Origin of the sequence: Bradyrhizobium sp. CCBAU 45389, from assembly GCF_028128625.1 — a bacterium.
Taxonomy (GTDB): Bacteria; Pseudomonadota; Alphaproteobacteria; order Rhizobiales; family Xanthobacteraceae; genus Bradyrhizobium; species Bradyrhizobium liaoningense_B.
In genome coordinates, this window is record NZ_LBIY01000092.1 from 21,173 (window position 1) to 43,017 (window position 21,845).

The 21,845-nt window shown below is 59.9% G+C and carries 15 protein-coding genes and 3 pseudogenes; 11 read left to right on the forward strand and 7 right to left on the reverse strand.

The window, feature by feature from the left end:
- Positions 1 to 15 precede the first annotated feature (15 nt).
- A complete protein-coding gene (locus XH79_RS22570; protein ID WP_271582981.1) occupies positions 16 to 1,053 on the reverse strand; it encodes an NAD(P)/FAD-dependent oxidoreductase in 1,038 nt (345 codons plus the stop codon).
- A gap of 10 nt (positions 1,054 to 1,063) precedes the next feature.
- Entirely contained in the window at positions 1,064 to 2,365 is a 1,302-nt protein-coding gene (locus tag XH79_RS22575; protein ID WP_271582982.1) for a lysine N(6)-hydroxylase/L-ornithine N(5)-oxygenase family protein, read from the reverse strand.
- A gap of 389 nt (positions 2,366 to 2,754) precedes the next feature.
- Between XH79_RS22575 and XH79_RS22580 the strand changes: the two genes are divergently transcribed.
- The 6 genes from XH79_RS22580 to XH79_RS22605 all read left to right on the forward strand — a co-directional run bounded on the left by XH79_RS22580 (position 2,755) and on the right by XH79_RS22605 (position 13,178).
- Entirely contained in the window at positions 2,755 to 2,985 is a 231-nt protein-coding gene (locus XH79_RS22580) for an MbtH family protein (RefSeq protein WP_225143554.1), read from the forward strand.
- Between the two features lie 376 nt (positions 2,986 to 3,361).
- The gene (locus XH79_RS22585; protein ID WP_271582983.1) at positions 3,362 to 3,712 is read left to right on the forward strand and encodes a hypothetical protein; all 351 of its coding nucleotides are present in this window, start codon (positions 3,362 to 3,364) and stop codon (positions 3,710 to 3,712) included.
- A 143-nt stretch (positions 3,713 to 3,855) separates the two neighbouring features.
- Complete coding sequence (locus XH79_RS22590) at positions 3,856 to 4,329, forward strand: hypothetical protein (RefSeq protein WP_225143558.1); 474 nt, start codon at positions 3,856 to 3,858, stop codon at positions 4,327 to 4,329.
- 221 nt (positions 4,330 to 4,550) lie between these two features.
- Positions 4,551 to 6,317 carry an alpha/beta fold hydrolase gene (locus XH79_RS22595; protein WP_271582984.1) on the forward strand — a complete coding sequence of 589 codons (1,767 nt, stop codon included), beginning with the start codon at positions 4,551 to 4,553 and terminating at the stop codon, positions 6,315 to 6,317.
- A 106-nt stretch (positions 6,318 to 6,423) separates the two neighbouring features.
- Positions 6,424 to 12,876: a non-ribosomal peptide synthetase gene (locus tag XH79_RS22600; RefSeq protein WP_271582985.1), complete on the forward strand. Its 6,453-nt coding sequence runs from the start codon at positions 6,424 to 6,426 to the stop codon at positions 12,874 to 12,876.
- An 89-nt stretch (positions 12,877 to 12,965) separates the two neighbouring features.
- Positions 12,966 to 13,178 carry an MbtH family protein gene (locus tag XH79_RS22605; RefSeq protein ID WP_271582986.1) on the forward strand — a complete coding sequence of 71 codons (213 nt, stop codon included), beginning with the start codon at positions 12,966 to 12,968 and terminating at the stop codon, positions 13,176 to 13,178.
- Positions 13,179 to 13,569: 391 nt separating this feature from the next.
- Here the strand turns inward: XH79_RS22605 and XH79_RS22610 are convergent, their stop codons facing one another.
- On the reverse strand, positions 13,570 to 14,295 hold the full coding sequence (locus tag XH79_RS22610) for a haloacid dehalogenase type II (protein ID WP_271582987.1): 726 nt from the start codon (positions 14,293 to 14,295) through the stop codon (positions 13,570 to 13,572).
- A 29-nt stretch (positions 14,296 to 14,324) separates the two neighbouring features.
- Here XH79_RS22610 and XH79_RS22615 point away from each other — a divergent pair, with 29 nt between their 5' ends.
- Positions 14,325 to 14,498, forward strand: coding sequence for a hypothetical protein (locus tag XH79_RS22615; protein ID WP_271582988.1), 174 nt, complete (start codon positions 14,325 to 14,327; stop codon positions 14,496 to 14,498).
- Between the two features lie 199 nt (positions 14,499 to 14,697).
- Here XH79_RS22615 and XH79_RS22620 read toward each other — a convergent pair.
- From XH79_RS22620 to XH79_RS22630, 3 pseudogenes are all read right to left on the reverse strand, one after another.
- Positions 14,698 to 15,700, reverse strand: a pseudogene (locus XH79_RS22620) (4-hydroxyproline epimerase).
- Positions 15,701 to 15,702: 2 nt separating this feature from the next.
- Positions 15,703 to 16,946: pseudogene (locus tag XH79_RS22625) on the reverse strand (NAD(P)/FAD-dependent oxidoreductase).
- Positions 16,947 to 16,991: 45 nt separating this feature from the next.
- A pseudogene (locus XH79_RS22630) lies at positions 16,992 to 17,168 on the reverse strand (dihydrodipicolinate synthase family protein); the annotation flags it as partial.
- On the opposite strand from XH79_RS22630, the gene XH79_RS22635 reads away from it, so the two are divergent.
- Together XH79_RS22635 and XH79_RS22640 are read left to right on the forward strand one after the other, a co-directional pair.
- Positions 17,168 to 17,455 (forward strand): hypothetical protein, encoded by a 288-nt coding sequence (locus XH79_RS22635; protein ID WP_271582989.1) that lies wholly within the window; start codon positions 17,168 to 17,170, stop codon positions 17,453 to 17,455. The pseudogene XH79_RS22630 and the gene XH79_RS22635 sit on opposite strands and share 1 nt — an antisense overlap.
- 219 nt (positions 17,456 to 17,674) lie before the next feature.
- Positions 17,675 to 17,977, forward strand: a complete 303-nt coding sequence (locus XH79_RS22640) for a hypothetical protein (RefSeq protein WP_271582990.1) — start codon at positions 17,675 to 17,677, stop codon at positions 17,975 to 17,977.
- A gap of 22 nt (positions 17,978 to 17,999) precedes the next feature.
- Here the strand turns inward: XH79_RS22640 and XH79_RS22645 are convergent, their stop codons facing one another.
- Complete coding sequence (locus tag XH79_RS22645; protein ID WP_212341144.1) at positions 18,000 to 18,461, reverse strand: DUF6314 family protein; 462 nt, start codon at positions 18,459 to 18,461, stop codon at positions 18,000 to 18,002.
- Positions 18,462 to 18,584: 123 nt separating this feature from the next.
- Here XH79_RS22645 and XH79_RS22650 point away from each other — a divergent pair, with 123 nt between their 5' ends.
- Positions 18,585 to 18,818: a hypothetical protein gene (locus XH79_RS22650; protein ID WP_271582991.1), complete on the forward strand. Its 234-nt coding sequence runs from the start codon at positions 18,585 to 18,587 to the stop codon at positions 18,816 to 18,818.
- Between the two features lie 231 nt (positions 18,819 to 19,049).
- Entirely contained in the window at positions 19,050 to 21,791 is a 2,742-nt protein-coding gene (locus tag XH79_RS22655; RefSeq protein WP_271582992.1) for a DUF2235 domain-containing protein, read from the forward strand.
- The last annotated feature ends 54 nt before the right edge of the window (positions 21,792 to 21,845 follow it).

Here is a 21,845-nt window from a genome sequence, read left to right on the forward strand (position 1 = left end):
CCTTGGGCCAAGTGATCAGTTGTCGAGCAGCCGCAACGTCTCGGCAGCGATGGCCGGTGCGAGACGGTAGCCGGATCCGTTTGCAGCGCCGGCGAAAATGATCCGGCCGCTTGCGCCGACCGTGGCGACAATCGGTTCCCGACTCGGGCTATACGCGTCGCAGAACACACGGCCGGACCGCAATTTCTCGACCAGCTCCGGTGCGTAACGTCGAAGCACCTTCTGCGCCTCATCGAGATTCTGTCGATTCACACCAGGCTGCGGCGCGTCCGGATCGACATCCCAATCGAGGCACGTATAACTAAAAAGCCAATGGCCACGATACTGCAGCGGCAGCAGGAAAGCATCCTCCTCCGGGAACACGACTGCAGCGTCTGCTTTGTCCGCCGGAGCATCCAGATGGAGGGCGATGATTTTCTTGCTCCGGATGCCGAGCGGCGCGACCAGCGCACGCCATGCCGGTGCATTCACCCACGGGCCCGGCGCCAGGATCAATCGGTCCGCCCTCAACGTCTCGCCGGTCGAGAGCACCAGTACGGCGGCGCCTGTCTCCTCCTGGATACTTGCGACGGCGACGCCCTCAAGCAGCGAGATCATGGACCGGAAATCACGGACAAGGCGACCTGCCAGGGTCGCGACATCGGTGTAGTGGCAACCTGGGACCGACCAGACAGAAGCGCCGACCGGTTGGCCCATCGCCGCCCGTCGACAGGCTGGCGATGTTTCGATCGGCCCCGCCTTGATGAAATTGCGCCATGCCGCCTCGGCAGCTGTGCCGAAGGCAACCGCATGCATTGCTACTGGATAGATCGGCAGGCTGGGATCGCGGGCTGCGAGCGCTTGATAGTAGCGCTCGCTCATTTCGGTCATGGCGCGTACGCGCTCGGTCCGGCCAACCGGAAAATGCAGCCCAGCAGAACGCCGTGATGCGCCTGAGCCGACCAAGTCCCGGTCGATCGCGATGATCTCCGCGCCAGGTCGCTCGGCCAAGATCTGTCGAACGATGACGGAACCGATAATCCCCGCGCCCGCAACGACGACCCGTTCGCGCATGGCCGCCCCCTCACACCGCACGGTGCTGGCGCTCGGACCAAGCATTGATCGGCTGCCAGGTCATAAAGGACCGCTTCTGGGCTGCGCGCGTGCAGCCTGCCCCGCTCAGCATCGCCTCAATCACGCATTGGCTGCGCCAAGCGATCAGGCTGAGATTGGGCTCAGCCAACCCGCGTTGCCGCCGCGCGGCGTTCAGCATGAAGATGCGTCGATTGGTCGGACCGTCCCAGACCGCCGCAAAATTGGCGTCGATGCGAACCTCAACGTCTTCGTATTCAAGGCGCGACACGAGCGGATCGAGAAATGGCATGCGGGCGCCGCGGAAGCCGGTCGCCCATATGACGATGTCGGCGTAGACAGGCTCCTCTTCCGATTTGGTCGCATCGTGGGTCACGGCCAGCCCCCATTGCCGCCCGTCGTGCCATACCTGCTCGACCGTTCGGCCCGGCATCAGCACGGACACATTGTCGCAATCCTCGATAAAGCGGAGCACGTAAAGCCGCTGATAGATTTCCCGGAGTGTCTTTTCCGAGATGCCATCGCTCGCCAGAACATTCCGTTCGAGGAACGCTCTCTTGAAATCGGCATCCTGACCGAAAAAGTACTCGGAAAAGCTCGGCATGAAATAGTCGTTGACGAAAGGAGAATCGTCCAATGGCAGGAAATTCTCTCGGCGCGATATCCAGATTACCTGCTTCGGCAGCAGGTCGCGCTCGCTGGTGATGACGTCGAGAAACGCTTCGGCGCCGGACTGACCACCTCCGACGATAGCGACGCGCTTAGCCTTGAGCGACTTAGCCTTGGCGCCATATTCGCTGACATGGAATTGCGTTGGGCCGATATGGCTCCGGGCGAAGCTGGGAATATGGGCCTCTGTGCCGACGCCGACGGCAATGTTCTCGGCTCGGATACAGCGCCTCTCCGTTTCTACGACAAAGTGCCCGTCGAATCGGATCTGCGTGACCTCTTCACCGAAATGGACGTTCTCGTTCGAATCGCTCGCCCATTTCAGATAGTTCCGGAACTCACGCCGCGGCACCGATTCGAATCGAGCGTTGAGAAAGTGATGAATCTTACCCTCAGCATGCAGGTAAGAAATAAACGAGAAAGGATTTGTCGGGTCTGAGAGCGTTACCAAATCTTTGAACAGCGAGACTTGCAGCGTCGCACCAGGGAAATACATCCCGTCATGCCACGCGAATTCCGGCTTTCGATCGAAGAAGGCGCTGAGCACGCCCTTATACGGATAGAGAAGCGAGGCAAGACTTAAGTTCGACGGTCCGATGCCGATCCCGACACACTGATAGATCATGGCACTCTCTCGATGATAAGAGCCAAATCCCGTTATGAACTTGTGGTTTGACGAATAGCGCGCACCGGTCGGATGCAACCGCGGCCGGTGATCCGAACACTTCGTGGTTGCCGTCGATATCAATGGCTATCGACGCCCTCGCAATATCAATGGGAGATTCCAATGTCTTCCTCCCTCGATGTATTTCGCTAGGTACGCAAGCCTCAACGGGGCAATCTACCGACGTACCCGCAACACCGCACAAATTCAAAAATCGGCGTCTAAGATTTCCACGAACTTGATACTACTCTTAGTTTCTTCATCTAACAATATCCTACTTTCAGTTGTTATGGAAGTATCCGATGATCGGAATCGTAATTTGGCGCTGAACGTTTTACGGGAGAGCTGACATGTTTGATGACAGGCAAATGAAAGTCGTAATCAATCATGGAGAGCAGTATTCGATTTGGCCGGTTGACCGGGACAATCCGCTTGGCTGGCGGGATGCGGGTAAGGTTGGCTCGAAGGAGGAGTGCCTTGCCTATGTCGAGCAAGTCTGGACTGACATGCGCCCGCTGAGCCTCAGGCAGCACATGGCGCAGCTGACGGATCAGGAAGCTTCGGCTGATAAGAAGCACTGAGAGAAATCTTCGTGCAGGCCTTATGGCGTAGTCTGTGACCAATCAATAACCGATTGATCGGGTCCTTATTTTTGTAGTCTTGAAGCAATCGTCGCCGCAAGAAAGCGGGGATCGCGCGCGGTCTCATGGGCGAAGGCGAAACCAAGACGACGCCTGGCTTCCGATCTTTCGAATGGGATGCGCAAATTTCATTCACGGTAGCGCGTAGAATGTGATAATACAATCTCTGGGTGAGCGGCGAGATTGTTATCCCCGCGAGGAACAATATTTGGACTCGCTCGGAGATCGCTGAACACCCGGAAGACCGCGCATCTTTGACACGCTGGTAACAACCCGAAGTGCGCGGGAGATCAAGGAGAGCCTCTCCGGGAGCATATTGTTTTTAGTGTTCTGGCCATCCGTCGGGTCGATGCTCAGAGCAGAAAGGCAAGCGCGCTTTGGTTCGATCATCGCCCATCCTTGGCGAGGCTTCGGCAGCGGCCGAGCCAACCGATATCATCCGTCCGACGATTTGGTGCTCGGGCGGGATGACGGATTTGCTAGCGCCACGCCCTTTGAGGATTTCGACGATCTCGACATCGACCTGCCGACAGTTGATATCCGCTTTCAGCAGAGAGCGTCGGCAAGAACAGGAACATTCCGAACAAGCTTGCCACCACCAGCACGCCACCATCGCGATCTTATCGGTGGAACGGATCATGGCGTGCATCGGAAAGCCAAAAGATAGCAAACGATTCCAAGGACTCGAGATCCTTTTTTGGATCGACGCTAAGGACCGACATGGGTCCACCGGTGTTTTAGGCACAACTAGGAGACAGCGCGTGGCGCTACCGTAATTGACCCAATCCAACCGAACGTAGGGAGGCTTCTATGACGCAGACAAACCAAGACCAATCAAACGAGCCACTGTACAGGCAGCTGCAGTTGATCCACGAAAGATATTTCCGGGATGTGGCTGATGCCTGGGCGGACTCACAAAGCCGGTGTCGCAGCATCCAGACCGAATTCGAACGCGGGGTCGAAAAGGCCTATCAGAGCCAACAGCCAGAGCAGTTCCGCGCCGCGCAAGAGGAATATCAACAGAAGGTACAATCGCTTTACAGCAATCCGACCCTGCCGCAGCAATACGCCGAGGCGTATGACAGGTACAAGGCCGCATTGAAACAACTGATCGCCGAGAGCGACATCAACGACCTGGGTTTTACGGATGTGAGAAATCTGGGCCAAAGCCTGCTTTCCGTTTCAGCGACGGCGATGAGCTTGGTGGGGCCGACTTCTTCTAGTGCGCCTGCTGCCAGCGATCCCTTCACACCCCCGGGCGGGGCACCTAGAGCAGCCGCTTGATGCACCGCCAGGGCGGATGACGTTGTGGGTACCTCGGCATGTCGCAAGAGAGTGCTGTTTTCACTGGGACGCTTGGCCTCTTGGCGGCCTTCATCGCCGCCGAGCGGTTGTCGCGTTCCCAGCGACTAGGCGTCATCGCACCATCGGGGGCGTACGCGCGCTTCGAGTCCTTGGTGCGGCAAATTTCGCTCCGCCGAGACCCAAGGGCTGAGGTGGGACAGATGGAGCACCTCGCCTCATTGGAAAACGCTGCCGGCGCGGAAGTATGGCACTTCGCGTCGAGTGATGAATCCGTTTCCGGATCATTGCGCGAAACCTTTCAGCTTGCCCCCATCGGTGCGCTGAATGTGGTTATGACACCTTATTGCGGTGGCCAGCGTTGGCGCTGGATTCTGCCGCGAGGCGGGTCGGTCGTCTATAACAATCCGGCGACGTTCGATTTCCCCGTGACGAGGACGTTCCGAACGACGCTCACGCTTGATATCGCCCCTCCCGACGACATCGCACAAGAAGGGGTCCTTCATTTCCTGTCCACCCTATTCGACCTCAAGACGGAAGTCGATGAACGGGCTGATGATCTATTCGAATACCGAGGGCTCCGATGCCTGATCGCGCCGACGGCCCGGGTCAATGTACTGAGAACTGAGCAAGCAGCAGCAATCATAATGGCGATTGCTGATCGGACCGAGGGCGGTAACTACGTCGTCGCGGGGGCGGAGAGCCTGTCGGCGGAGGATTTTCTCGAGCGGGTAGGTAACATTTACGGCGTAAGCCTACTGCCATTGGACGGCAAGGCACTGTTCTCTCAGCGGCTAACTGCCATCGACGCGCTGTTCGATCGACGGTTGATGAATTTCGCCGAACACCTGGGTCAGCCAGACTGCGAAGCGATCGAACATGCCTACAACGCCGCAGGTATGAGGTCTGTTCAACCTGGCCTGGATCCAGCCGAGTTCGATGATTTAGTGGAATTGGCGCATCAGGCGCAGTTGTCCGAACATAGCGCATTCGTTTCTCACGCATCGAAGCTGCCGGACATCCGAACGACGCATCGTGGCGACCGAGAGCTTTCTTATAGTTCTACCGGCAGCGATGGCGAGGCGGTTGTGCTGCTCAATGCCCTGGGCCAGGGACCGAAGCCATGGTCTCGGCTGATAGCTCATCTGCGCCCGCGGTTTCGGGTACTGAGTTGGGATCCGCGCGGGCTCGATGAGTCAGAATCTCAGCTCTCGCTTCTCGATCATGTTGCCGATCTAGCGTCGATCATCGAGCGGGAGTCGGTGACTCGCGTCCATTTGGTCGGATGGTGCACTGGCCCTAAAATCGCGGCAGAATTCGCTCTACGTCACCCTGATCGGTTGCTCTCCATGACTTTCCTGAATATGCAGGTGAAGTGTCTCGAGAGCTCGCTCGATTTTGATACGCCGTATGAAACTGATTTTCAGGCCCTTTTCAGCGAGCTTGAGCAAAGTCCGTCGACGGCCTCGTCGATAGCGGCTTCTCTCACGTCACGTGCGAGTGAGGCCGGCCTGGACCTGATGATAGAGACAGAAACCGAGGAGTCGGAGGCCGTTCTCCGCGCCATGAACCGTGACCTGAGAATGCCGGTTCTACGGCCGTTTCGCGACGCGAACACAACGATCAGATTTGCGCATCAGATGATCGACTTTTGGCACTACGATGTTAGCCAGGTCGCGGGCCAAATCGACGTTCCGATCTTGCTTTTCGCGTCGGAGTACGACCGTATCGCAGCGCCCAAAGCTTCGGAATGGGCGCGCGGGTTATTTCCCCGGGCTCGTCTGCTGCAGGCTCCGGGAGCGACGCATTACTTTCTCTATGATCGAGCTGACGTCGTGGCACGCATGATTGAATGGTTTGCCTCCGGTGATGGAGTGCCCGAACGTAGCGATGGACAGATGCTTTCGCTGGATCCCACATATGTGAGCAACCCAGCTGACACGGCCGGGTTGATCCGGGCCGGTGAGTGAGCCGGGAAGACAAAGATCGGGTGCCTCGCCGGGCGGCGATGTCCCCAAATGACAGCGGCACGGGCTAGGTTCAGACGTCGGGATTTCCCGCAAAAGTGGAGGTGCAATGTTGTCCACGATCTCTCAGGCACCAGATCAATCGCACGGCTCCGCGTCCCAGTTCGTCAAGGATGGCGAGCGGCGTGCTCGTCCTTTGTCCTTTGCGCAATCCCGGTTGTGGATTCTCGACCGATTTCAACCGGGCAATCCCGCGTACAACATTGCGACATCGGTCCCGCTGTATGGTCGGGTTGACGTAACGGTTCTCGAACGAACCATAAATGAAATCGTGCGACGGCACGAAGCCTTGAGGACGACATTCGAGGTGGTCGATGGGCAACCCGCACAGGTCGTCAAGGCTTCCTTGAAGCTCAAGCTCGCCATCGTGGATCTGCGTTCGCGTTCCGGGGTGGCCCAAGAGGAGGATGTGAGCCGCTTCGTCTATGCGGAAAGCCGACGGCCGTTCGATCTTAGAACAGGCCCATTGCTATATGCTTCGCTGGTGCACCTTAATTCCAACCAGAGCTTTCTGATGCTGGTGATGCATCACATCGTCTCCGATGGTTGGTCGATGTCGGTGCTCAATCGGGAATTGACGACGATATATATGGCATTTTTGCGCAGGAGTCCCTCTCCATTGCCGGAACTAACGGTTCAATACCCGGACTTCGCGGTATGGCAGGCAGAGTGGTTCCGCGGCGAGCTTCTGCAAAAGCAGCTCGGTTACTGGCGCAAGCAGCTCAGCGGCCTGCGGCCTGTGCTCAATCTTCCCACCGATCGTCGCAGACCGCCCGTGCAGACCAGTAACGGGTCGGTCCGCGTCTTCACGCTGGACCAGAAACTGTGCGAAGCACTCAAGACGCTCGGCAACGCCAGCCGCGCCTCGCTGTTCATGACGCTGCTCGCCGCGCTCAAGGTGTTGCTCCACCGTTTGAGTGGTGAAACCGACATCGCCGTCGGATCGCCTATCGCCAACCGGACCCGTTCGGAGCTTGAAGGATTGATCGGCTTCTTTGTCAACACGTTGGTGTTGCGGACCGATCTCTCGGGCGATCCAACCTTTGTCGAGTTGCTTGTGCGCGAGCGTGACGTGGCGCTGGAAGCCTATGGCAATCAGGACATGCCGTTCGAGAAGTTGGTAGACGAACTTCAGCTCGACCGAGACTTGAGCCGCAATCCATTTTTCCAGATTCTGTTCGGGGTCCAAAACATCGGAACGGTAGACCGCAGCGCGGCTCCTATCCAGCCGTTGGGATCCCAGATTCAGGCTGGCTCGGTCGGCAACGGTACTGCCAAGTTCGATTTGACGATGTCGGTGCTTGATACCGGAGCCGGTGCACAAGGAGCTCTTGAATTTAACACCGACCTTTTCGACGAATCGACTGCCGAGATCATGATCGGGCGCTATATAGCGTTGCTGCACAGAATTGTGGAGAATCCTCACGAAACGCTGTCGCGCCTCTCCGTATGGATGCCCGACGAGGTCATCAAGACCGCGGATTCGGCCAACGCCCCGGAAACACCGGCGGTGCCGACGGAAGTCCTGGGAGCGCGCATCGCCGCCCATGCGGCACGCTCACCGACAGCCCTTGCCACCATCGATCCCAGTGGTACGTGCACCTATTTCGAGCTGAACCAACGGGCGAACCGGATCGCGCGTACATCTTTCCTCGGGAAACTGAGCGCCGGCAGCACCGTCGCGATCGCTTCTAGGCCCGGATCGGGAGGGCTCGCGGTCATCTTGGGGATCTTGAAGGCGGGTTTGGTCTGGGCTCCGATCGATCCTGCCGACATCTTGGCATCAGGCGGAATCCCGCTGAACTCCAATCGGGCGGAGCGCATCCTGACGGCGCTTCGGCCGGCATTGGTGGTCGTAGACGAAGCTACCGAGCCGTGCTTCCGACAATTCGGAGTAGAGACGGTCCGGCTTGACGAAGTTTGGGCAGATTCGGCGACCCAACCGGACGATGAACTCACAACCTGCGTAACGCCCGACTCGCCCGCCGTGATGCTTGTCCAGGTTGACGGCACAGCCAAAATGACCACTGTGCGCCTCAGCCATCGGATGCTTAGCCGCGCCGGATGTGACCGTTTCCTTTGCCTTTCGCCGGAGGATCGCGTTGCGCATCTTTCCAATATCGGCTCCGACTGCGCGCGGTACGAAATCTTCGGTGCGCTGGCCGCCGGGGCGGCAATCGTATTTGTGCCGCCCGAATTGTCGTTTCGCTCGCGGCGCTTTGCAACACTGCTGCATGAGGCCTCCGTTACCGTCATGTCTCTCGCTCTGGCGGATTTGGAGCGGTTAGCCCGGGAATTTCCGCGGTCCTTGCGGAGCGTTCGGCTGGTGCTTTCTGCCGAGCGCGGGTTGGATTGGGGCCAACTTCAGGAAGCGCTCACGCCTGAGCTAATCGGACGGATTCATATGGTGTCGGGCGATCCGGCCGCGGGTGGCTTTTATTTGATACAACCACTGGCGCTGCTCAAGCCGGATGCCGCGGTCATTCCACTTGGAATTCCAGCTGCCGGCGTCCGAATCGACCTTCTAGGACGCGACCTCGAGCCCGTGCCGGGGCGAGTGCCTGGAGACATCTATGTACAAAATCCCGATTTGCCCCACCCCGAGCCAGGCTATCGGACGAGTGACTTCGCTCGGCTCGAGGACGGGCAGTTTGTCCTGCATGGGCATATGGACGATGCTCTGCTAACGGGAAATTCGAAGATCAGCTTTGTCGAGATCGAGGCTGCTCTTTGCGACCATCCGGCAGTGGAGGCAGCGGCCGTTGCGGCAAGAACCCGCCAGGGGTTGCATGACCGGGGGTTGGTCGCATTTCTAAAGCTGTCTAGGGATGTTCCCGTATCGGAGCTACAGAGCTTCTTGGCTGCGCGGATACCGGCGCGGCTGATGCCCTCGACGTTCGAACTTAAGCGAAAGATTACCTATAACGGCGAAGGCGGCATCGACCGGTGTGCGTTGGCAGAAATCGTCGCGCGCCTCGACGCCCCAATATCCGGCGTCGAAGAATATCTCGCGCCGCGCGACAATTTAGAAATTCACCTGACGCAGATCTGGATGGACGTCCTCCACACGGACGTGGTCGGAATCCGCGACAATTTCTTTCGGCTTGGCGGCCATTCTTTGATCGCCACACAGATCATCGCGCGGATTAGCGATACTTTGCAGATCGAAGTACCACTCCAGCGCTTATTCGAAGCGCCGACGATCGAGCAACTGGCGGCAATTATCAAGCCGCTCGTTGGCTCAGATCCTCAGCCCCAAGTCTCCACGATCGCTCGAGTGGCTAGGGATCGGCCGATCCCGCTATCATTTGCGCAGCAGCGCCTATGGTTCTTGGATCAGTTCGATCCGGGGAGCGCCGTTTACAACATCGCGATGCCGGTGCGCTTCGCAGCGCTCGACGTGGCAGTGCTCGAAGGCGCCCTCAATGACCTCATTGTGCGCCACGAAACGCTGCGCACAACTTTTGACACGGTCGCGGACGAGCCAGTGCAAGTGATCGCTCCGTCTCTCAAAATCAAGATGCCCGTTCATGATCTTCGCAACATGCCCGAGGAGACCAGAAAACTCGAGTCACAACGTCTGACTACGCAGCAGATGCGGATGCCGTTCGACCTCAAGCACGGACCGGTCTTGCGGGCTGAACTCATACGTCTGCACAATAATGACAATCGATTCCTTCTAACCATCCACCACATAGCCGCGGATGGTTGGTCGATGGACATCATATCCCGAGAGCTTGTCGCATTTTACGAAGCCCGGCTTAGCCGGAGGTCTCCATCGTTGCCCGACCTTCCGATCCAGTATGCGGACTTCGCCTGCTGGCAGCGTCGATACTTGTCCGGCCCGGTGCTGCAGCGCGATGTCAACTACTGGAAAAACAAACTCGAAGGTGTACCTCCGCTGCTCGACTTGCCGGCGGACAGACCACGGCCGGCGATGCAAACCTTCACCGGAGGCTTGTACCCGTTCACCATACCCCCATCGCTCCTGAAGAGCGTCAAGAACTTCTCCGAGCAGGAGCAAGTAACCCTTTTTTCGACATTGCTGTCAGCGTTTTATGTTCTTCTCTATCGCTATACTGGCCGCGAAGACTTGGTGGTGGGGTCTCCGATTGCCAACCGGGTACGCCCCGAACTCGAAGGGTTGATTGGTTTTATGGCCAATACACTCGTGCTCCGCACCCAATTTTCGGCAAATTCCACTTTCCGCGCCCTCGTTTCCGAGGTGCGCGATGTGACGATGGAAGCCTTCGCGCACCAGGGTATTCCTTTCGAGAGGCTGGTCGAGGAGATCCAACCGGAGAGAAACCTCTCTTACAATCCGCTCTTCCAGGTCATGATTGCCTTGCAGAACACCGGCCGCCCCATGGAAACCGGCGGCGTGCTCGATGAGGATACGTCGACACTGAGCGCCGGTGTGGCCAAATTCGACCTGACCATGTTCCTGTCGGAAACGGCGAGCGACCTTTGTGCCGGAATCGAATACAATTCCGATCTATTCGACCTGTCGTCGGTTGTGCGCATTGCGGGACATTATGGTGCCTTGCTCGCCGCGGCGATGGACGAGCCGGACCGTCCGATATGGTCGCTGCCAATGCTTCTGCCGACCGAGACAACAGCTCTGGCGGACTGGAACGACACCGAGGACCCGATTCAACCGGAAATGTGCCATGTGCTGTTCGAGAGGCAGGCTGAGCTCTTGCCGGATACAGTTGCGCTTGTCGCAGGAGAGGAAAAAACCACCTACAAGGAACTCAACTGTCGCGCCAATGCTCTGGCGCACCGCCTGATTGGGCTTGGCGTCGGACCGGGCTCTCGCGTCGCTATTTGCGTCGATCGTGGTGTGGATATGATCGTCGCCCTTATCGCAACGCTAAAGGCTGGGGCGGCTTACGTTCCGATCGACCCTTCCTATCCGAAAGAGCGCATCGCCTTTATGGCGGCAGACGCGCGCGTCGCACTGGTGCTGACGCAGAGTGCGCGACGCAGTGAATTGTCGGGAGCGACTGGCGCGCTCCTAGCCATCGATGACCCTGAACCCGCTATGTTCCCTCACGACAATCCAGCCGTGCCCGTTTCTGCCGGCAGTCTCGCTTATGTCATCTATACATCCGGGTCGACGGGCAAGCCGAAAGGCGTAGCAATGCCGCATGGTCCACTCGCATCGCTGATCCGCTGGCAAATCGCCCGATCCGCGCTGCCGACGGCAGCGCCAACCTTACAATTCGCCTCCTTGAGTTTCGACGTCTCGTTTCAGGAAATATTCTCGACGTTGGACGCCGGCGGAACGCTCGTACTCATAACAGAGGAGCAGCGCAGGGACCCGCCCGCTCTATGGAAATTGCTGTATCAGGAAAATGTGCGTCGGCTCTTCCTTCCTTACGTCGCGCTCCAGCAACTGGCAGAGCACGCTCGACATGCCGCCGACCTTCCGCATTCGTTGACAGAGATTATAACGGCCGGCGAACAACTGCAGATCACACCGCAGATAGCTGCAATGATGACTCGGCTCGGCGCGGATCTGTATAATCAGTACGGACCTACCGAGTCTCATGTCGTTACCGAACTCAGGCTGACCGGGGCGGCAAGCGACTGGCCGGCGCGCCCGTCGATTGGCCGGGTGATCCCCAATGCGGTGATCCAGATCCTTGACTCGCATGGACAGCTTTGCCCGATCGGTATTCCGGGCGAGCTTTGCATTGGCGGTTCTGTACTGGCGCACGGCTATCTGGAACGGCGCGCCCTGACGGCCGAGCGCTTCGTCCCGGATGGGCAAAGTACGAGAGGGGGACGATTGTATCGGACAGGCGACCGCGCGCGATTTTTGTCGAACGGAGAGCTTGAGTACCTCGGACGGGCGGACCAACAGGTCAAGATTCGTGGTTTTCGCGTTGAACTCGGCGAGATTGAAGTTGCTCTACGGACGCACCCGTCGGTCCGCGAAGCCGTTGTGGTTGCGCGCGAAAGTCGCGGGGAGCTTCGTCTGTTCGGCTACATTCAGGCCGATCCGGAATCGCCCGCGTCAACCGAGGACCTCCGGGCGCATCTTCGAGCCATATTGCCCGAACAAATGATTCCGGCGACCTATGTCGTTGTGGGATCACTGCCGCTTACGCCGAGTGGCAAGCTTAGCCGAAGCAACCTGCCCGACCCGCAAGGGGAAGCGTCCCATTCCGTCACCGGCGCAGTCCCGAGGACGCCCGTGGAAATTGCGCTGGCACGCATGTGGAGTGAGATCCTTCAGGTGCCGAGCGTTGGCATTAAAGATAATTTCTTTGAGCTCGGGGGGCATTCATTGTTGGCCACTCGCGTCATTTCTCGGATCAGGGATGAGTTTGGGGCCGAACTGCCCGTCCGCCTTATGTTCGATAATCCCACGGTCGAAGCGCTGGCACTGGCGACCGTCGAATCCATGCTGGAGAAACGGGGGGACGATCAAATCGATCGCCTGCTCGCGGAGCTTGAGCAAATGCCAGAGGAGGCCGCCCACAGCCTCACTTGAAGATCGCCGTCCCGCGAACCGGGCCCGCCTGCAAGATTTGCTTCTAACACTCCTGTATCCAAACCAAGCAATTGAACGAGGAGAATCCGGTGAACAGGCAAGAGAACCAGGACGGCCAATTCCAGGTCGTCGTCAACGGCGAGGAACAGTATTCAATCTGGCCGCTCGGGCGCGAAGTGCCGTCCGGCTGGCAGCTCGCCCCGAAAACGGGCAACAAGGAGGAATGTCTGACCTACGTTGAGCAAGTTTGGGGCGATATGCGGCCCGCAAGCCTCCGCGGCGAACGCTCGCCAGAGCGATGATTTCTGCGAGCCCTGCTCGCCGTCCGTCGGTCGCCCACGCAAGCCATCAACGTCGTTGCCAGCTAATTCCACTGGAATTGCCTACGGTTCGGATAGGAACGCACGCGAAAATTCGCTTGATTTTCTGGTCGCGGGAGACCGCTACCGCCTTTCTCCACACGAACCAAACCTACTTCGCCCGAGGCAGTTTGTGGGTGCCTCAACCGGGCTCATCCCGCGAGCTGTTCGGGGAAACCGCGCCCTCGTTACCGGTCGGAACCCAGGGCTTAACCGGCCAAAAATGGGCATCCTCGCATGCCGCCGCGCAATCTTCCGCCGGGGCTCTGGGTCTAGCAGCACAATGCCCTTCGAAACGCGAAAGGAGGCTTGGTGATCCCCGTTCGCTCGGCCATCACTTTACCCGCAATTGCTCCTGATGCGCCTTCGCCAGGTCGTGCATGCTGTTGAACCGGAAGTCGACGTGCGGCATCTGGTCAGGATTCATGGTGGCTCCGAAGCCCTGCTGGGCGTGACGACGATAGATCCAGCACGACTTCAAGCCGTGCTCGTTTGCCGGCTTATGGTCGTGGAACATGCTCTCCGCCGTGTGCAGGATCTTCTCCTTCCTAACGCCGATCTCGCCCAGCTTTTCGATCATGTAGTCGAAGTTTCGGGGCGATGGCTTGTAGGATCCGATGTCCTCGGCGGTGTAGATCGCATCGAACTCCGCCTGGAGCCTGCGGTTGCTCGCCTGGAACGTCTCGTTGTCCACATTGGAAAGGATGACGAGCTTGAAATATTTCTTCAGATACTGGAGCGCGCCCGGGGAGTCCTCGAACGCCGGCCAATTTCCGACGGACTGGCCATACCCGACGCAATCTTCGTGTGTCGCGTGCACGCCCCACTCCTCGGCGAGGCGCTTGTAGACGATCGGCAGCAGATCCCGATATCGCTTCGCCGGGGTGTACTTCTGCTGGCTTGATTCATGGCGCGCATGCGCTTCCAGAATCTGGTCGCGTGTGAGCGGACGCTTCACCCTATCCGTAAGGCTCTTCAGAGCCTCGACCATCCCGCTCTCCCAATCGATCAAGGTGCCGTAGCAGTCGAAGGTCAGCGCGTCGAAATCGGTGAGCAACATGTCGATGTCTCCTCTTTGCTTGTACCAGTATGGGTGGCACGGATGGCAGGGTCGCCGCGTCGACGCGGTCGGGTCCGCAGAACCGATCGGATTTCGGCTTCGGGACGGCACCATCTGCCGCTATCCCCGACATCATCCAGATCCTCGACGAAATCCCGAAGACGATCTCCAAAAAGCCGATCGAGCGCGCCTGCATCGAGTAGCTGCGTGGGTGCTGGGCGGCTAGACTGAAGCCCGAGTCCACGCTCTTGACCAATCAGGTTTCAGGTGTGGCCTCCGCCGATGACCAACTTCACGAGCAAGCCACGCCCGCATATCAGAGAACGAGCAAGCGGCTCCCTGGCCGTCTCGTGATCCCGCTGGATGACAATAACCACGCGCGGCTATCGTGGCCTCGGACTTTCACTTCACGACGAAGCCGTGAGCATAGGGATCGCGATCGTCGATGAAGATCGTGTTGATGCCGGTCATGCGGGCCCAACCGGCAATCGAGGGGACGATCGAATCCCGGTTGGCGACCTTGACGGCGGCCTCGACTCGTCCCTTGAACAGCGAGCCGATGATCGATTCATGCACGAACTCGTCGCCGACCTTCAGCTTGCCTTTGGCAGCGAGCTGCGCCATCCGCGCCGAGCTGCCGGTACCGCATGGCGACCCGGTCGATGGCCTTTTCGCCGTAGAAGACGGCGTTACGCCCATGCGCCTCCGGCTTCGTCGGCTTGCCCGTCCACTGAATATGGCTGAGGCCCTTGATCTCCGGATGCTCGGGGTGGACGAAGTCGTACTTCCGGTTGAGCGCTGCGCGTAGGCGCGGCGACCAGCCCACCAGTTCCCCCGCCGTATGATCGGCCATGTCGCGGAAGTTTCTTTGCGGCTCGACGATGGCATAGAAATTGCCGCCATAGGCGACGTCGACGACGACTTCGCCGAGACCATCGACCTCAGCCGTCAATCCCTCAGCGTAGAGAAAGCCCGGAACGTTGGTGAGGCGCACCTCCTCGACAAAGCGGCCTTCCTGGCGGTAGGTGATATCGACCTTGCCGGCCGGCGCGTCGATCGAGAGCTTTCCGGGTTCGCGCGGTGTGATGAGGCCATTCTCGATGCCCATCGTGACAGTTCCGATAGTGCCGTGACCGCACATCGGCAGACAGCCGGATGTCTCGATGAACAGCACCGCAAGATCACAATCGGGGCGCGTCGGCGGATAGAGGATCGAGCCAGACATCATGTCGTGACCACGCGGTTCGAACATCAGGCCGGTGCGGATTCAGTCATAGTCGCGCAGAAAGTGGGCGCGCTTTTCAAGCATGCTCGCGCCGTCCAGACGCGGCCCCCCACCGGAGACCAGACGAACCGGGTTGCCGCAGGTATGCCCGTCGATGCAGGAGAAGGTATGGGTGGCCATGGTCAGAATCTTCGAAGCGAGAAAGGAGAAAGGTCGATGGCGGGCATTCGCCCCGCGACCAGGTCGGCGACAGTCGAGCGGTGCCCGGCCGACTGCGTCAGACCGAGATGGCCGGGACCGAAAGCGTAGATGATGCGCGGTGTCGCTCGAGAGCGACCGATCACCGGGAGGCTGTCGGGCATGGACGGACGAAATCCCATCCATTCGACGCCGCCGCCGGTCTTCAAACCCGGAAGGAAGGCGCTGGCCTTGGTGAGCATGGCGCGGGAGCGCGCGAAGTTCGGTGGCAGCGAAAGGCCACCAAGCTTGACTGCGCCACCAACGCGGATGCCGGTGGAGAGGCGCGTGACGACGAAGCCGTGCCCGCCGAATGTAATCTGCCTGCGCAGGTCGAAAGCATCGATCGGAAGTGTCGCGTTATATCCTCGCTCGGTCTCAAGCGGGATGCGTTCGCTCATGGTGTGGGCGATCTTATGCGAGAAGGCCCCTGCCGCCACGATCACGTGATCGGCGCGGCGCGCGACGCCGGCTAACACCTCGACACCGTTATCGAGCGGGTGCGGAGCAGACACCTCGGCGCGTTCAATGATGCCGCCATCGGCAGTGAAGCGCTCGGCAAGAGCTAACGTGTAAAGCTTCGGATCGGAGATCGAGTACCAGCCCGAAGTGAACGTGCCGCGGGTAAAGCGCGGGGCAATGCCGGGCTGGATGTCCGCCATCTCCGCTGCCGTCATGTGCTGGAATGCAATTCCGTGATCGGCGCGCGCCTGCCACCCGGGCAGCGATGCGCGGAACTCGGACTCGCTCTCATAGACCTGCAAATGCCTTCCTTGCGCAGCATGGCGAAACGTGCCGGTCCGCTGCAGAAAGGGCTCGAGTTCGGCTTTGGACAAGTCCATCGGCGATCTCTGCGCCGCCGTCGATTGCGCCACACGATCCGGCGCGTAAGCGCGCCAGAAGCGGAGCATCCATGGCACGATCCGCAGCGCATAGGCTGGCGGGACCGACAGCGGCCCAAGGGGGTTGAGCAGCCATTTTGGCGCCTTGCGCAGAATGCCGGGCGAGGCGAGCGGCAAGATGTCCGTAAAGCAAAGGCGCCCGCGTTGCCGGCGGATGCCCCCACAGCCGGACCTTCCCGGTCCAGCACGACGACCCGGCGCCCCTCGGCCTGTAGAGCCAGCGCAGCAGACAGGCCGACGGCGCCTGCGCCGATCACGATCGTGTCGCGAACTGCCGTGCTGGACATCGTCTGCTCACTCAGCTCCCGCTGAAAGGCTTTTCGTATTTGTCGTCAGGCCGCTTGCTTTTGCGAGGCGCCGAGCTCTTTCGACCACTGAGCATACCAGGTATCGAACAGTTTCAGCTGAGCCTCGACATAGCCGCGCTGGCTGTCGGTCAGCGCATCGGCCTCGTTGAAGTGAAGCTTGTATCCGGGACTACCCTTCAGCACCATCATATGGTTGAAGTATGGAAGCGTTCGTCATTGGGATGCGGCTGAGCTTGCGCGCCATGCTCTTCATCGAACTCTGTCCTCGGACCCCACGCTCCGAAGCCACGGTTTACGCGGTGACGAGGAGTAACGTCGCGGAACCGCGCCGTAACAACCATGGTCGCGCCGTTCACCGATTTGCTGTTGCTTCGAACGGCCGGCTACAATGGAGAAGCAATGGAATTATTCTTGCCAGCGAAGACCGCGCCTGGCTTGTTGGTATTTCTGTTGGCATCGGCAGCAACCAACGCCAAGAATTACCCTGAATTCAAACAGTTATGGCATTGAGCGGTTGTCGGCCAGGGGCACCAGCCTTCGCTGCTTCGCAGCTACGGCTGGGCGAGCCAAGCTCTGCAGCATCGCTGTCCCGCCGAAGTCTTGGCGAAGGCGGACTGTCTCGGCAAAGCTGATCTCCCCCTCCCTAGCAATCGTCACATCCCCACTGTATAAGCCGGTAGCTTCTTCCGTAATTCGAAGGAGCTCACATGAACGACCTGCACGCGTGGCTTTCCGAACAGCACCACGGCCTGCGCACCTTCCGGACATTCCAGCAGAAGCTCGAGACGCTCGGCCGGGACGATCCCGCCCAGCGCGGCCTGTGCCGTCTGCTGAGCAGCCTCGTCGGCAGCTATGTCGAGGCCTATGACGAGGCCCCGCTGCCGGTCGAGGTCGCCGACAGCGCCTATCACCGCCTGCTGACGCTGGTCGCGAGCATCGATCTGAACGCGGGTGCCGACCGCAGGCTCGCCGACATCAACCGCGTGGCGGAGAGCCAGCTCTGGCAGTGAGGCGAGGCTGCCGCGCGCTTGATCACGACAGGCGGGTGTAGGTCGTGTTTATCGTGTAGTCCTTGCTTGGACCCGATGCCACATGACGAACGACGAACGTTCCATCCGGCAGGAACATGTAGGCCGACCGATACTCGTCGCGCCTGCAGAGATGGCGCGCATGTCCGCTCAACTCTCCCCCGGGGGACGCGGACAGTGAAATTTCGTGAAACAGCCGCGGTGGATCTTCCCGAAAGAAGACCTTGAATCCTCCGTCGCTGTTGCTGAAGACGTATTCGCGTTCGGCCTGCACCGCGGTGCCGTTCGCGAGCTTCAGTTGTCCCCGCTCGCGATAGGCCAACCGCTCCCCGTCGAGTGGCGTGAAGGTCGCGATACCCTGCATCGTGGCCTGGCCTTCGATGACCCGATTGAAGGACCACGAGCCGACCAGCTTTTTCGTGACTTTAGAGGCCTCACCCCAGCGACCGATCGTGGCTTCGTTCATATCTTCAGGCCCGCGCGTTAACCAACCGGTCTAGACTTGCAAGAGCCTCAGCCGGGAGTTCGACTTCAGCGAACCGATACCTATATCCTATCGCAACGGATGGTGATGCAGCGAGCAGCTTTGATGGCCAGAAGACGCACGACGGAAGCGGAGGCCGACGACCTCCCCCGCTATTTCGTCTGGGTCCGGGGCCTCGAAGGCCCCGAGCCGCAGAAATGGATGACGATGGATTTCGGCATCGGCGACTGGAAGCGGCCGCAGGTGCTGGCGTATCTGGAGTTGCCGGAAGGCGAACGGCACCTGCCGCTGTCGACCCTGGCGCGGCGTTATCCGCCGCCGCGGATGGACGTTCTGTAGAGCAGGTTGGGCCCGGCGGTGCCCACCGCTTCCCTGTTCGCTGAAACTGAAGCTGGCCGCGACGACATTCCACGAGCCCGACCGCGGCGCGTCGAAACGTCCCCGCTTGCTACCTCAGCGGGATTGTGTGCAGAATACATCTGATTTCATGACGCAACCATTGATTGAATCAAGGGAATGCAACCCGGCCGGGCCTGAGGTGCTTTCCCGCGAAATCGCCGGAGAAGCCCCATGTCACATGGCGCGCCGAACATTGATACTGCCCGACCGGAACACCCACATCGCGACATCAATGCCGGCGGGACGGCCGACGCCGCCCCGGCAAAGCGCAAGCTGGTGCTGTTCGCCGACGGTACGGGCAACGCGTTCACGACCCAAGAATCCAGTGTCTGGCGTCTCTACGAGGCGCTCGATCACACCCAGCCGGACCAGATCTCCCACTACATCAAGGGCGTAGGCACCGCCGGCTGGGCGCCGCTCGCAGCCCTCGACGGCGCCACCGGCTTCGGCGTGCCCTCCAACGTCCGCAAGCTCTATCGCTTCCTGTGCTGGAATTGGCGCGAGGGCGACGAGATCTACATATTCGGCTTCAGCCGCGGCGCCTTCACCGCGCGCACGCTGGCGTCACTGATTGCAAGCCAAGGCCTGGTGCCGGCGGAGATCAAAGGCGAGCCGGTCTCGCATGCCGAGATGGAGCGCAACGCCATGTCCGCATGGCGGGAATACCGCAAGGAATCGGTGGGCTATTGGAGCCTGCCGACGATCTGGATCACGCGCTGGATTCGCGACTTGCTGCTCATCATCTACCATTTCGTCTGTCGGCACCGCTCCTATCGCACGGTCCGCAACGCCATGGCCGGTCGCAAGAACGTCACGATCGAATTTCTTGGCCTGTTCGACACGGTCGAGGCTTTCGGCGTCCCGATCGAGGAGCTGCGCGTCGCGATCGACTGGGCAATCTGGCCGATTTCGTTCCGCAATCACCGGCCCTCCCATAAGGCGAAGCACATCTGTCACGCGCTCGCGCTCGACGACGAGCGCACCACCTTTCATCCGCTGCGGATCGACCAGAGCCGTCTCGCGACTGACCAGACCGTCAAGGAGGTGTGGTTCGCGGGCGTCCATTCCGACATTGGCGGCGGTTATCCAGAATCCACCCTCTCCTTCGTTCCGCTGGTCTGGATGACCGAGCAGCTCGGTGGCCAATTGCGCTTCCAGGAGGGCACGATCGAGCGTTTCCGCGAGTATCAATCGGCGATCGGGCCAAAGCACGATTCACGCAGCGGCGCCGCCGTGCTTTACCGCTATGGTCCGCGGCCGATCCTCGAAGGCGATGTGAACGGCGGCACACCGGTGGTTCACTTCGCCGTGGTCGAACGAATGCTGTTCGGATGCGACGATTATGCGCCGATCATGCTACCCGCAAACGCGCGGGTGCTGATGCCCGACGGAAGCATCAGGGAGCTCACCAATGGCGGCTCGCATCAGGCCATGCATGACGCCTATGTGAAGAAGGCGAAGGGCCCGATAAGCAAGGAGGAATCCGACGCCTTCTTCGGGATGAAAGCACCAGACGCGGACATGGCGAATCTCGCGCGCGGCGCGGTGTGGTGGCGACGCGTGGCCTATTTCGCGCTCCTGATCATGACGGGCGTCATCGCCGTCTGGCCGTGGATCGCCCACATGATCATAGATACATTCAGCAAGAGCCTGCGCGATTCCGTCAGCGACATCGACTGGGGTTTCAGCGCTGTGCTCGGCTCCGTCGCGAACCTGCTCAAGAACGTGTTGCCCTCTTATGCAGGGCCATGGCTCAATATCGCACTCTATTATCCTCTCGCGACCTCACTCGTCGTGCTCGTCACGTGGTGGGTCTGGAAGATCAACGCCTCGCTGCGTGACGGCATCCAGGAGCGCGCGCGGCTCGCCTGGTACCGGCCCGAGCGCAAGGCGAGCGCAAAAAACCTCAGCCGGATGAGTCCGTTGTTCAGGTTCGGCGGCTTGATGCAGCGAAATGCACAATGGATGAGCTTTCCATTCACCAAGATCATCTTTCCCATCGTCTCCATCGTCGCCATCTACGGCGCGGCCCTGCTGATCGCCTCGAGCAGCTTCTTCACCTGGCGCGTCGCGACCGGGCAGGTTTGCGAGAGCCCGGAAACAAAAGCCGCAGCGGCGAAGAAAAAGGGAGTGAACGTCGCGACGAACATTCCGCCGGCGAGGCCGGTGGGCGACGACGCGCTTCCCGCGACCGAGCTGTTCAACGTCAACCAGTTCTGCTGGGCAAGCAGGCTCGCCGTGGAGAAGGGCCGCAAATACCGGGTCTGGATCGATATCGACCAACGCTGGTTCGACCGCACGATCACGACCGGGGTCAACGGATTCCAGACCTACGAAAACCACCACTACGTCGCCCTCCCGGCCCGGCGACTGCTCGGCGCGGACTGGTTCCGGCCGGTCGTACGCGTCGGCGAGAAGGGCCTGAACGATCAGCCGCTGCAGGCCGTGAACGTGATGTCGGCAGATGAGCTGCCGCGCCGCATTGACCCGACCCTTCCCGCGGAAAAGGCGGAGGATGAGCCGAAGAACAGATATCCCGTCCGCCTCGAAAACGCTGAGGAATCGAGCACGGACGATGCGACGAAGCTGACGAAACTCAAGGCCGATATCGCCAAGATGGGCACATTCGATGCGCTTCCCCCAGACGAGACGGCGCGCAAGGTCTGGGACACGCAGAAACTTGCAGACCGGATGGTGGCCGAATTCACCGCACCTGATTCCGGCGAGCTGTTCTTCTACGTCAACGACGCCGTGCAGATCGTCCCGGGCTTCCTGAGATGGCTGGCTCCGTCAAAATATGCCGACTATTTCGGGCCGGACGAACAATACTACAAGAACAACAGCGGCACGGCGCGGATCACGGTACAGCGCCTGCCCGCGCCGCCGACACCATCGACTGCGGCAAAGCAGTAGGCGCCGTCCACGACGGAGCGGAAGGAAGACATCGCGCCCCCATGATTATGGGTG